This window comes from Streptomyces carminius, from assembly GCF_002794255.1.
GTDB classification, from domain to species: Bacteria; Actinomycetota; Actinomycetes; order Streptomycetales; family Streptomycetaceae; genus Streptomyces; species Streptomyces carminius.
Genome location: NZ_PGGW01000066.1, coordinates 25,648 through 37,578, shown reverse-complemented (window position 1 = coordinate 37,578; position 11,931 = coordinate 25,648). Strand labels below are relative to the sequence as shown.

Sequence of the window (11,931 nt, the reverse complement as noted above, 5' to 3'; positions counted from 1 at the left end):
ACCGCCGCCGGACGTACGGAACGGGAGCGGGTCAGGGGACATCGCGCCCGGTGACCCGCTGCAGGATCCCCCGCCGCTGCTCCTCCGGGCGCTGCTGCTCGCCGTGGAGGGAGTTGAGCACCATCACGACACCGGTCAGCGCGGGGACCGCCCACTGGGCGATGTGCATCTGACGCCGCGCGTCGTCGGCGGACATCAGGTCCTCGGTGCCCTCGCCGCCGCCGGGCTCCGGCTCGGTGGCCCGCTCCAGGCGCTTGCCCAGGACCCGCGTGTAGGCGGTCGCGGCCATCGCCGCCCCGGTGGCGGCGAGTTTCGCCGCGGTGGAGACGTCGACGCCGCGCTGGTACTGCACCCGGCGGGCGTTGGCCGCCAGGATGACGGTGCCGCCGATCAGGTGGGCGGCGATCGCGGCGGCGTTGACCGGGGTCCATTTGGCCCAGCCGTTGGTGGAGACCCGGTCGCGGTCGGCGGTGTCCTCGTCGGCGGCGGCGCCGTTGAGGCCGATGACTCCCATCAGCGATCCGCCGAACCAGGCCCCCAGGCCGAGGTCGTGCAGGCTCCGGGCGAAGGTGTTGCGTTCTGACACGATGTTCCTCACGGGTCGTCGGTGGCGCCGTCCGGTTCACCGGCACGGACCGAGCCGGAGTCTCGGCAGCCATATTCGTCCGATATGGACTCATATGTACCGGCTCGCATGCCAGCATCACCCACGCCCGGGGATCTCGCATCATCACGACCCGAATGCCGTACCGGCCTCCGGCCGCCGTGGCCCGGTCCGGCGGCCGGAGGCGTCAGGGCAGGGGCGGCCGGGCGGTGCCCCGGGGCGCGTCCGCGAGCACCTCGTCGGCGCCCAGCGCCTCGGCCCCGGGGGCCGACCTGGAGGCGTCGGCCGGGCTGTGCGCGCGCCTGCCCCGCGCCGGCTGCGGAGTGTCGTCACCCGGGGCACCGGCCCCGTACGGCGGCAGCCGCAGGGCGAGCAGGGCCACGTCGTCGCCGCGGGGATCCATGCGTTCCAGCAGCTCGTCGCAGAAGTCCTCCACATCGCTGCGGGCCAGGGCGGCGGCGTGCCGGCACAGCAGGGCCATGCCGGTGTCGACCGGCCGGTTGCGGCTCTCCACCAGGCCGTCGGTGTAGAACAGCACCGTCGACTCCGGAGGCAGGTCCTCGCGGGCGTCGGGCCAGGACAGCCCCAGCCGCAGGGTCGCGCTCATGCCCAGCAGCGGGCCGTGGCCGCCCTCCAGCCAGCGGGTCCGGCCGTCGGCGGCGGCCAGCAGCGGCGGAGGGTGCCCGGCGTTGACCCAGTGCAGTTGCCAGGGACCGCCCTCGTCGCCCTCCACCCGGGCGAAGACGACGGTGGCCATGGGGGCGTCGCTGGTGTTGGTCATGGCCTCGTCCAGCCGGCGCATGACCAGGCTGGGGGGCTCCTGCCGGTCCCAGGCCAGGGCACGCAGCATGTTGCGCACCTCGGCCATGTGGGCGGCCGCCTGCAGGTCGTGCCCCACCACGTCCCCGATGACCATGGTGACGGCCCCGTCGGCCAGCAGGAAGGCGTCGTACCAGTCCCCGCCGATCTCGGCGGCCATCTCGGCGGGCCGGTAACGGGCCGCCATCCGCAGGTGGTCCACCTGCGGCAGCGGGGTCAGGAGATGGCGCTGCATGGCCTCGGCCACATGGCGCTGCTGGTCGAAGAGGCGGGCGTTGTCCATCGCCAGCCCGGCCCGGCGGCCGATGTCGGCGAGGAGCATCGTCTCGTCCTCGCTGTAGGGCGGGGAGTCCCCGGTACGGGCCGCCGTCAGGGCCCCGTAGACCTGCCTGCGGCTGTGCAGCGGCACCACGACCGCGCTGTGCCCGCCGAGCCGTTCGAAGAGCTGCCGGTGGGCGGCCGTGAACGGGGTGTCGGGCTCCCGTACGGAACCGCCGGTGTCCGCGGCGCTCACCGGGACCGGCCGGGTGCCGCGCAGCGCGCGGGCCAGGGGCGCGCCGGACGCCTCCGGCAGGAGCGGCAGCGAGCCCTCCAGCTCCCCGGCGGACACCGGGTCGGTGCCGCTGTGGACGGCGACCCGGCGCACCTCGCCCGGCTGGCCGGTGTGGACGTCCACCGCCGTCCAGTCGGCGAGTTCCGGCACCAGCAGCCGTCCCACCCGCCGCAGCACCGCGGGGACGTCCAGGCTGGAGATGAGGACGCTGGAGACCTCGGCCACCAGCGTCAGCCGCGCGGTCAGGGTCTCCAGCGCCGCCAGGTGGGCCGCCGTCTGCTCCTCCGCGGCCCGGCGGACGCTGAAGTCGTGGAAGACGAGCACGAGCCCGTCCGGCTCGCCGGCCAGCCGCAGCCGGGAGGCGGACCAGATGATCGGCACGGTGACGCCGTCGCCCCGCAGCAGGTACTCGTCGCTGCCCTCGGCCGGTCTGCCGTCGGCGAGCACCCGCAGCATCCGGCACCGCTCGCGGGGGATCCCGCTGCCGTCCGCGTTGCGGTGCAGCAGGTCGTGCAGGTTGCGGCCGAGCATCTCCGGCGCCGGACGGGCCACGAGCTGCTCCGCGCGGGGATTGGCGGCGATCACCCCGCCGGTGGCGTCCGCGGCGATCACCCCGGCGCCCAGGTCCTCGAAGACCGCCCGCAGGAGGACACCGGGCTCCTGCGTCCGGCCGGTCGCGTTCATCCCTCGCTGTCCTCTCACCGCCTGGGCCGGTCTCCGGCGGTGCCGGACGCCGCCGGCCGACCGCCGTCCGGCACCGCCGGGTACCCCTTTCCCGGCCTCGCAGACATCCGGCGCGGGCCGTACGGGCGGCCGGGCCGGTCCCGCCGGACGTCCGGGAGGCCGCCGGGGGCCGCGGCGGTGCCGGACGGCGGTCGGCCGGCGGTCGGCCGGCGGCGACGGGCGTCCGCTACGGCTTGCGGCCCACGCCGCTGTAGGCGTGTGCCTCGGTCAGGACTCCGGTGGTGCTGGTCTCCGGACGCCACCGCGAGCACGGCACCACACCGGGCTCCAGCAGTTCCAGGCCGCCGAAGTAACCGGCGATCTGCTCGGGGCTGCGCAGGTGGTACTGGGACGCGCCGCCCTCGTTGTGCTGCTCCTGCGCCTCGTTGAGCACCTCGTCGGTGTCCGTGCCGTCGCAGACCACCAGATGGCTGCCCGGCGGCAGGGGGTCCAGCAGCCGCCGCACGATCGCCAGCGCCTCCTCATGGTCGGCGAGGTGGCCGAGGATGCCGCTGAGGATCAGGGCGACGGGCTCGTCGAGGTCCAGGGTGCGGGCGGCCTCGGCCAGGATGCGGTCGGTGTCGTGCAGGTCGGCGTGGACGTAGTCGGTGGCGCCCTCGGGGGTGGAGGTGAGCAGGGCGCGGGCGTGGGCCAGGACGAGGGGGTCGTTGTCCACGTAGACGATCCGGGCACCGGGCGCGGCGCGCTGGGCGACCTCGTGGGTGTTGTCGGCGGTCGGCAGCCCGGTGCCGACGTCCAGGAACTGCCGGACGCCCACCTCACCGGCCAGATGGTGGATGGCACGGCCCAGGAACTCCCGGAACGCCCGGGCGGTGTCGGCGATGGCGGGGAAGTGGGCGGCGAACTGGTCGCCCGCCGACCGGTCGACCTCGTAGTAGTCCTTGCCGCCCAGCCAGTAGTTCCAGATCCGGGCCGAGTGCGGCACGGTGGTGTCGATCTGCGGCGGCACCCGCCTGTCGGAGGCGGGCGAGACGTCTGCCATGTGAGGTTGCTCCTGCCGTGCGTCGTGCCCGGCTGCGGGCACTTGTCGTGCGGATACGGGTACCAGGGGCCAACCTAGAACGGTGCGGCGCGGGTGACCAGTGCCTTCGCCACCGCACACGCCCGCCGGCCGGCACCCGCGGCGGCGGACGGGGCCGGTACGTCGGGAAAGACGGACAAACGGCCCGTGTCGATCTTCCCCGGACGGGAAAGGCCGTAAGTGTGCCCGATGTTCCCGGACCCGTGATCGAACTGGTCAAGCGGCGCAGGGAGCCCGTGGTGGTGCAGACCCTGCGCTCCACCGCCGCCGCCACCATCGCCTACGCGGCCGCGCTGTGGCTGACCGACGCCCGCGCCCCGCTGCTCGCCCCGCTGACCGCGCTGCTGGTCGTCCAGGTCACCCTGTACGCCACGATCACCAGCGGCATCACCCGCGTCAACGCCGTGGTCGCGGGCGTCACGGTCGCCGTGGGCTTCAGCGCCCTGGTGGGGCTGAGCTGGTGGAGCCTGGGCCTGCTCATCCTCACCGCACTGGTCGTCGGCCACCTGGTGCGGGCGGGCGACTTCATCAACGAGGTCGCGATCAGCGCCATGCTGGTGCTGGGGGTCACCCGGGCCACCGACCTGGCCCTGAGCCGGGTGCTGGAGACCCTGATCGGCGCCGCGGTCGGCCTGCTGTTCAACCTGCTGTTCGTACCCCCGGTGTGGGTGCAGCCCGCCGAGGAGGCACTGCAGGACCTCGCCGGACGGGTGCGCGGGCTGCTGCTGCGCATGCGCGAGCCGCTGGGCTCCCCGGTCCCGGTGCACCGCGCCGCCGCCCGGCTCCACGAGGCGCGCCGGCTGGACAACGACATCACCCGGGTCGACGACGCGCTCGTGCAGGCCGAGGAGAGCCTGCGGCTCAACCCCCGGGTGAAGGAGGGACTGCTGTCCCGGGTCGTGCTGCGGACCGGTCTGGACACCCTGGAGATCTGCACCGCCGTGACGAGGGCGATGTCGCGGACCCTGACCGACCTGGCCGCGCACCGCAGGGACGAACCGCTGTTCCCGCCCGACGTCGCCGCGGCGACCGAGGAGCTGTTCGACCACCTGGCCGACGCGGTGCACAACTTCGCCGTCCTGGTCACCAGCCCGCTCAGCAGCAGCTCCGAGGAGGCGGAGAACCGGCTGGCCGAGGCGATGGAGGCGGGCCGCACCAGCCGGGAGAAGGTCGCGCACCTGCTGCTCGCCCGCACCCAGGAGCACCCGCGCCAGTGGCATCTGCAGGGCGCCCTGCTGGCCGAGGCCGACCGGATGCTCGACGAACTGGACGTGGAGAAGCGCTCCACACGCCTGGCGGAGGAGCTCGACCGCTACACCCGGGAGGAGCGGGACCGGCATCCGGTGCTGTACGAGCTCAAGCGCCGCCTCCGGGTGCCCCGCCGCCGCCGTCGGCGGCGGCGCTCCGCGGCCGCCCGGGCGGAGGTCTGACCGGCCGGAATCCCGCTCCGGGGGCGATTGTCAGTGGCCGGTGGTTTGCTGGGCAGTGTCGGCCGCCCCGGCGGCCGGCGGGTCCGGAGAAGGTGTGCCGCCCGTGCCGTCACCGATCCGGCCGGGCGCGTTTCAGGGTCGACAGGGGGCCTCCATGAGTCACGTCGCGACGACACAGGACACCGGGCGCGCGGCGGCGGGCGAGCCCGCCGCGGAGCGGCTGGAGCCGTACCGCCGGGAGCTGACCGGCTACTGCTACCGGATGCTGGGCTCGGCCTTCGAGTCGGAGGACGCCGTGCAGGAGACGATGGTGCGGGCCTGGCGGGCCCTGGACCGCTTCGAAGGACGCTCCTCGCTGCGGTCCTGGCTGTACCGCATCGCCACCAACGTCTGCCTGGACATGCTCGGCAGCGGCCAGCGGCGCGCCCGGCCCATGGACCTGTCGTCCCCCGGAAGCGCGGAGCTGCCGCCCGGCCCGGCACTGCCGGAGGCCACCTGGATCGAGCCGATGCCCGACGGCCGGATCCTGCCGGGGACGGGCGACCCGGCCGAGACGGCGGTGGCACGGGAGTCGGTGCGGCTGGCGCTCGTCGCCGCGCTGCAGCGCCTGGCGCCCCGCCAGCGGGCGGTGCTGATCCTGCGCGAGGTGCTGAGCTGGAAGGCGAGCGAGGTCGCCGAGCTGCTGGACACCACGGTCGCCTCGGTCAACAGCGCGCTCCAGCGGGCGCGGGCGACTCTCGCCGCGGGCGAAGCCACCCCCACCGGCGGGGCGGAGGAGATGGACGAGGAGCGGCGCGCCCTGCTGGCCCGCTACGTCCGCGCCTTCGAGGAGTACGACCTCGACGCGCTCACCGCGGTGCTGCACGACGACGCGACGCTGTCGATGCCCCCCTACGAGCTGTGGCTGCGCGGCCATGCCGACATACGGGCGTGGCTGGTCGGGCACGGCGCGGGCTGCCGCGGGTCACGGCTGGTCCCGGTCGCGGCGAACGGCTGCCAGGGGTTTGGGCAGTACCGGCCCGCCCCCGACGGCGGCTTCACCCCCTGGGCCCTCCAGGTGGTCGAGGTGTCAGGGGGGCGGGTCACCGCGCTCAACTCGTTCCTGGACACCGCCAGGCTGTTCCCGCTGTTCGGCCTGCCGCCGCGGCTCGGCCCCCGCTGAGCCGCCCGGTCCCGGCCGCCCGTCCGGAGCCCTGTCCGGAGCCCCGCCCGGAGCCCCGCGCGGAGCCTCCGCCGGGAGGCCGGACAGCTGCCCCTCCAGGCCCGCCCAGGCCAGGAGGGACCACAGCGCGCCGTCGGCGTGGGCCAGCCGGAGACCGCGGCCGAGCCGCTGGGCGGTGAGCCGCAGCCGGGCCAGTGCCTCGACCGTGACCAGATCCGCCGCACAGTGCTCGCCCGCCTCGACGGTGACGGGGCCGGTACGGGTGCCCTCCAGCAGCCGGTGCAGCCGCTCGCACAGCCGGGGTATGTCGGCACGGGTGACGGGCCGGTCGGCCGCGAGCACGAGTACGGCCGGCTCCGGCCCGGCGCGTCCCGCCCGGTGCCCACGCCGCCCGGTCCATGGTCCGGTCCGCCGCCCGGCCCGCTGTTCGTCACGCCTCGCCAAGGCCCGCCTCCTGTCATAGGGGGTTCCACCGGGGCAGACCGGCCGGGCAGGGAAAAGTCATCGTCTCCCGGCGCCGTCCCGGCCCGGCCCCCGGGGATGACTGCCTCGGTATGTGCGGTGGCGCCCCGGAGAGCGGTGACGCGCTCCCCACCGGTGTGATCCCCGCACCACCGTTCCGCCCCCGGAGCGGGAGGCGGCTTTGCGCGGTCGGATGGCCGCCCGGTCCGGTACCTGCCGCGAGAGCGCCGCCGGACGGGCGCCCGGTGCCGTCCGGGGACCTGCCCGGTGGCAGGTCCCCGGACGGCACGCCGCGGCGCCGGGCGGTCAGGCCGGGACGATCGGCTCCTGGAGCTCGGTCACCCACTTACCCTTGTCCTCGGGGACCTCCAGGTACAGCTCCCGCGCGTAGCCGGCCGAGCGGTAGCCGTTCCCCTCCACCCAGCGGGCCAGCGCCTGGGCGGTGGGCAGGACGTCGTCCATGGAGCCGCGGTGGACGACGGTGGCGGCACGCTCGATGCCGGGCAGGTCCACGATCTCGAAGTCGTGGCCGCCGCCGAGAGCCGCCGTGACCGTCAGGCCGGCGTGCACGACCACCGCCCCCTCCCGGTCCGGGGCACTCTCGTAGTAGGCGATGCCCGGCCCGGAGGGGGTGATGCCCGCACGCTCCAGGCGGCGGTACAGCTCCTCGTAGAGCGGCTGGATGACCGGGGTGATGTCCTCGGGTTCGTAGCTGTCGGCGATGCCGCTCAGCTCGGCCACCCGGACGGGGGGAACGCTTTTGACCACGATGTCGTGGGCGGGCATGTGTCCCTCGCTCTCGATCGTCCGGAGCCTCGCCTCGACCCGGGCCAGCCGCGCGGCGGCCTCGGCCATCGCGGCCTCAAGTTCCGCCCGCCGCAGCCTGAGCATCCCGCGCAGCTCCTCCGTGCTCACCCGCTCGTCGAGGACCGACTTCACCTGCTGGAGGGTGAGGCCGAGGTCCTTCAGCGCGATGACGCGGTTGAGCCGGGCGAGCTGGCCCGCCTCGTAGTGGCGGTAGCCGCTGGCCGGGTCGGTACGGGCGGGGCGGAGCAGTCCGATCGCGTCGTAGTGCCGCAGCATGCGGACCGACACCCTGCCGTGCTTGGCGAAGTCTCCGATGGTGAACATGGTGCCTCACACTTCAGGGCCTCACACGGTGTCATGGTCAAGCCCGCGGCCGGAACTGAACACGAACCGGTGCCCTCCGGCGCGTGCCACTCCGGACGCGGTCACCGGTCGCCGTACGGTAACCGGCCCGCCGCCTCCGGACGGAGGCGGCGGGCCGGGACGCGCCGGACGACGGCGGGCGGGCTGCCCGCGCTCAGCCGCGTCCGCCCGGCTCGCCGAAGGACACGGTGACCCGTTCAAAGCCCAGCGAGCGCAGCAGGTTCTCCAGCATGTCCTCGGTGTTCCGCTCGGCGCGTGCCGTCAGACCGCTCTCCTTCGCGGCCTCGCCGATGCGCCCCACCGCCAGCTTGTGCACTTCCCTCTCGTCACCCGGGTTGTCGGAGAAGAGGTCGCCGAGCCGGTCGAGCAGCCCGCGCTCCTTCATCACCGCGTACGAACGCTCGACGTCCAGCGCGGGTTTCTCCAGCCGGGCGTGCGGCAGTCGTACCGTCGCCCCCTCACGGTCCTCGGTGACCGTGACGGCCTCCTTGCCGAGGCCGCCGAGGTCCACATAGGCGCCGACGCTGCCGGTGCCGATGAACAGGGTCCGGCTGCCGCGCACCGCGTCCGGCAGGAACTTCGCGTCCTTCTCCAGATCGACGACGACCTGGAAGGTGCCGGAGGCGCCCTCGTAACGGCTCATGTCCCGCAGGGACTTCAGCACCGCGGGACCCGTGCGGTCCTTGGTCTCGGTGGTGAAGGGGTTGCTCAGGTCCGGGAGCAGGCGAAGCTGCCCGGCCAGCAGGAATCCGGCGAGCAGGAGGACCAGGAACAGCGGTGGGACGAGCCACCGCGCGGAGGGCAGCCGGCGCGGGGCGGGCGAGAACCTGGCGGACCGGGCCATCCGGTGAACACCTCCGGGTCGGCGGGAAGAACCTGCCTCCACCGTCTTCCCGGAATCCGCCTTCTCATGGCGCCACCGGGCCGCGCACCGGCGCATCGGCGCGCCTGCGCGCCCGGACGCGCGCAGGCCCTCGGCCGGCGGCTTCCCCGCGCTCCCGGCGGTCCCGTTCTCCCTGTTCGCCCGCCGCCCGCCGCCCGCCGCCCGCCGCCCGCTGTCCGGGGAAGCGGTACGGACGCCCACCGCGGGCCGGGGAGCCCCACACCGCGGAGGCCCGCCTTCCGCCGGTTCGCCTCTCCACCTCCCGGACAGGAGGAAGCGAATCCCAACAACGTCCCAGTGGCAAATGCCCGGTTAACCGGCAGTACGGCCGACCGGTAGGGAGGGGCCGCTGATAACAGAAACAAGCACGCCCGTACAATCACCTCCGGGCGGTTAACTCCAGCAAGGCGCCCGGTGGCGGAAATTAGCGGTCGAAAGGCAGGGCGAAGCCTTCGTGGGACAGTGAGCCGGAAGCACCCTCCGGCACCCGGTGCACTGGATATCGGACAACATCATCAGAACATCGGGGCCGTTCCGGTGAAAACCCACCGGAAGCCACCGGAAAGAACAGTCCGCCGCACGCCGCTCCCGCCGCGGAGGAACTCCCCTCTCGCCGGCGGCGGGAGCGGGGATCACGCCGGGAACACTCCGCGGGGCGTTCTTTCGGCCGTGTTTCCCGGACGACGTACGCACCCTTGCCCGGCCGCCTGTCCTTCCCTACTGTGGGAGCGCTCCCACTTCTCCCCCCACGGGACAGCCGGAGGCCAGATCATGGGCGACCTCCCCGGTCGCGCGATGCCGTCTCGCCCTCCAGCGTCCAGCCGCACGCTCCGCATCGTTCGCAACAGTCCGCGCGGGTACGTGGACCGCTCCGGCCGCACCCCGGCCGGAGTCGTGCCCCGCGGACACCGGGCACCGACGACCGCCCCTTGTCGGAGGCTGCCCGCGGACGCCGGACCGTGCCGCCGGCGCCGGTCCCGGAAGGGGAGCTCTCGGGAGTCCGGATGGCAACACCCGCACACCCCCCGCGCGGGCCGACGGAGCCGGTTTCCCCCGGTTGCGACGCGTTCGCGACGATCGATTGGAGAGTCATGTCCGGAGTCTTCCTCGCCGGTGGAGCGGCCGCGGCGTTATTCGCCTCGGCGCTGGCCGGCACCAGCATGGGCACGGAGCCGGTTTCCACGGTTCCCGCCGAGAAGATCCAGATCGGCGTCAACACGGTCAACGGGTCGGGTTGCCCGGCGGGGACGGCGGCCGTGGCCGTCTCCCCCGACAACACCGCCTTCACCGTGACCTACAGCAACTACCTCGCCTCGGTGGGCGTGGGCTCGCACCCGACCGACTTCAGGAAGAACTGCCAGCTCAACCTGGGCGTGAAGGTCCCGCACGGCTTCACCTACGCCATCGCGAGCGTGAACTACCGCGGGTACGCCTACCTGGAGAAGGGCGCCACCGCGCTGCAGAAGGCGCAGTACTTCCACCAGGGCTCGGCCGAGACCAAGTCCGCCACGCACAAGATCGACGGCCCGTACGACAACAACTGGCAGCACACGGACGAGGCCGAGGTCGGCGAGATGGTCTGGGCGCCCTGCGGCGTGGAGCGGAACTTCAACATCAACTCCGAGCTCCGGGTCGACGGCGGCAGTTCCAACCTCAAGGAGACCACCAGCTTCGTGGCCATGGACTCCACCGACGGTGCCGTGAGCACCGTCTACCACATCGCCTGGAAGAAGTGCGAGAGCTGATCCGCACACGCAAGGTCCACGCGTAACCGCGTCCGGCTCGGCCGCGAGCGGAAAAGACAGGACCCCGAGGGAAGGTCACCCCGAACCGGCCGTGTCCGTCACGGGCACACCGGGGCGGTGACCGGTACCGCACAGCACGGCGCCCAGCCCGGCGCCCCGCTGTGCCGGAGAACCGGGAAACCCGTCGGCGGAGGTACGGAGAGCCGAACCGCGCGGACCGGTGTCCCGCCGTCCCAGCCACTTCCATCGCTGGGACGGCGGGGTGCCCACCAGTGCCCGCGGGAATCGGAGAAAGCTTTCTGTACGCCGGGGGAACGAGGTGTCCGCAATCTCTCGCTCCTTTCCTGAAGCCGTGGTGCCCACAGTCGGCGGACGATGCCCGCCAAAGACGCGGTATGACGCGAATCGGCGATTTCACTCGGCAAACGCGTCGGGCCTCTCTGCCCCGTCGCGCTTCACAGACGATTGATTGGAGAACCATGTCCGGAGCACTTGTTGCCGGCGGCGCGATCGCGGCGTTATTCGCCTCGTCGTTCTCGTCGAACGTCGTCGCGACTCCTCCCTACTTCGAGGACGCGCCGACCGACAGAATGGTGATCGAGGTCCTCACGGTCAACGGGTCGGGCTGCCCGCTCGGCACCGCGGCCGTGGCCGTCGCTCCCGACAACACGGCCTTCACCGTGACCTACAGCGACTACATCGCCTCGGTCGGCGTGGGCTCGAAGCCCATGGACTTCCGGAAGAACTGCCAGCTCAACCTGGCCGTCCGGGTCCCCCAGGGCTTCACCTACGCCATCGCGAGCGTGAACTACCGCGGGTACGCCTACCTGGAGAAGGGCGCCACCGCAACGCAGAAGGCGCAGTACTTCTTCCAGGGCCAGGCGGAGACCCGGTCGGGGACCCACCAGCTCGCGGGTCCGTACGACGACAACTGGCAGTCGACCGACGAGGTTCCCGTCGGCTCGCTGGCCTGGGCGCCCTGCGGCGAACTGCGGAACTTCAACATCAACACCGAACTGCGGGTCAGCGGTGGCAGTTCGAACACCGCCGAGACCACCAGCCTCATCGCGATGGACTCCACCGACGGTTCCGTCAACACCACGTACCAGCTCGCATGGAAGGAGTGCGACGAGGGCGGCGGTGACGAGGGAGAGGACTGATCCTCCCCCCTGGCCACCATCCGGACCGAGGTCCGGACCGAGGTCCGGGAAGTGCCCGGAGGGGCTCCCGGACTGACAGCGGGGTGCGGCGCCCGGCCCGGTGCCGCACCCCCACCGGCGGCGGCCGCCGCCGGCACCGGCTCACCGGATGACAGCCGGACCGGCCCGTCCCCGGTCC

At 73.3% G+C, this 11,931-nt stretch carries 10 protein-coding genes; 4 read left to right on the top strand and 6 right to left on the bottom strand.

What is annotated here, in order from left to right; translation table 11 throughout:
- Nucleotides 1-31: 31 nt before the first annotated feature.
- From CUT44_RS23305 to CUT44_RS23295, 3 genes are all read right to left on the bottom strand, one after another.
- Nucleotides 32-586, bottom strand: coding sequence for a hypothetical protein (locus CUT44_RS23305; protein WP_100203900.1), 555 nt, complete (start codon nt 584-586; stop codon nt 32-34).
- A gap of 205 nt (nt 587-791) precedes the next feature.
- On the bottom strand, nt 792-2,660 hold the full coding sequence (locus CUT44_RS23300) for a GAF domain-containing SpoIIE family protein phosphatase (RefSeq protein ID WP_100203899.1): 1,869 nt from the start codon (nt 2,658-2,660) through the stop codon (nt 792-794).
- A gap of 226 nt (nt 2,661-2,886) precedes the next feature.
- On the bottom strand, nt 2,887-3,702 hold the full coding sequence (locus CUT44_RS23295; protein ID WP_100203898.1) for an SAM-dependent methyltransferase: 816 nt from the start codon (nt 3,700-3,702) through the stop codon (nt 2,887-2,889).
- Between the two features lie 221 nt (nt 3,703-3,923).
- Here CUT44_RS23295 and CUT44_RS23290 point away from each other — a divergent pair, with 221 nt between their 5' ends.
- The gene (locus CUT44_RS23290) at nt 3,924-5,171 is read left to right on the top strand and encodes an FUSC family protein (RefSeq protein WP_100203897.1); all 1,248 of its coding nucleotides are present in this window, start codon (nt 3,924-3,926) and stop codon (nt 5,169-5,171) included.
- A 154-nt stretch (nt 5,172-5,325) separates the two neighbouring features.
- Complete coding sequence (locus CUT44_RS23285) at nt 5,326-6,333, top strand: sigma-70 family RNA polymerase sigma factor (protein ID WP_100203896.1); 1,008 nt, start codon at nt 5,326-5,328, stop codon at nt 6,331-6,333.
- Here the strand turns inward: CUT44_RS23285 and CUT44_RS23280 are convergent.
- From CUT44_RS23280 to CUT44_RS23270, 3 genes are all read right to left on the bottom strand, one after another.
- On the bottom strand, nt 6,241-6,777 hold the full coding sequence (locus CUT44_RS23280) for an STAS domain-containing protein (protein WP_100203895.1): 537 nt from the start codon (nt 6,775-6,777) through the stop codon (nt 6,241-6,243). The two genes, CUT44_RS23285 and CUT44_RS23280, sit on opposite strands and share 93 nt — an antisense overlap.
- 324 nt (nt 6,778-7,101) lie before the next feature.
- Nucleotides 7,102-7,926 carry a MerR family transcriptional regulator gene (locus CUT44_RS23275; protein WP_100203894.1) on the bottom strand — a complete coding sequence of 275 codons (825 nt, stop codon included), beginning with the start codon at nt 7,924-7,926 and terminating at the stop codon, nt 7,102-7,104.
- Nucleotides 7,927-8,119: 193 nt separating this feature from the next.
- The gene (locus CUT44_RS23270; RefSeq protein WP_100203893.1) at nt 8,120-8,809 is read right to left on the bottom strand and encodes a DUF4230 domain-containing protein; all 690 of its coding nucleotides are present in this window, start codon (nt 8,807-8,809) and stop codon (nt 8,120-8,122) included.
- Between the two features lie 1,130 nt (nt 8,810-9,939).
- Here CUT44_RS23270 and CUT44_RS23265 point away from each other — a divergent pair.
- Nucleotides 9,940-10,593 (top strand): DUF4360 domain-containing protein, encoded by a 654-nt coding sequence (locus CUT44_RS23265; RefSeq protein WP_100203892.1) that lies wholly within the window; start codon nt 9,940-9,942, stop codon nt 10,591-10,593.
- A gap of 479 nt (nt 10,594-11,072) precedes the next feature.
- Entirely contained in the window at nt 11,073-11,753 is a 681-nt protein-coding gene (locus CUT44_RS23260) for a DUF4360 domain-containing protein (RefSeq protein ID WP_100203891.1), read from the top strand.
- Nucleotides 11,754-11,931: the final 178 nt, after the last annotated feature.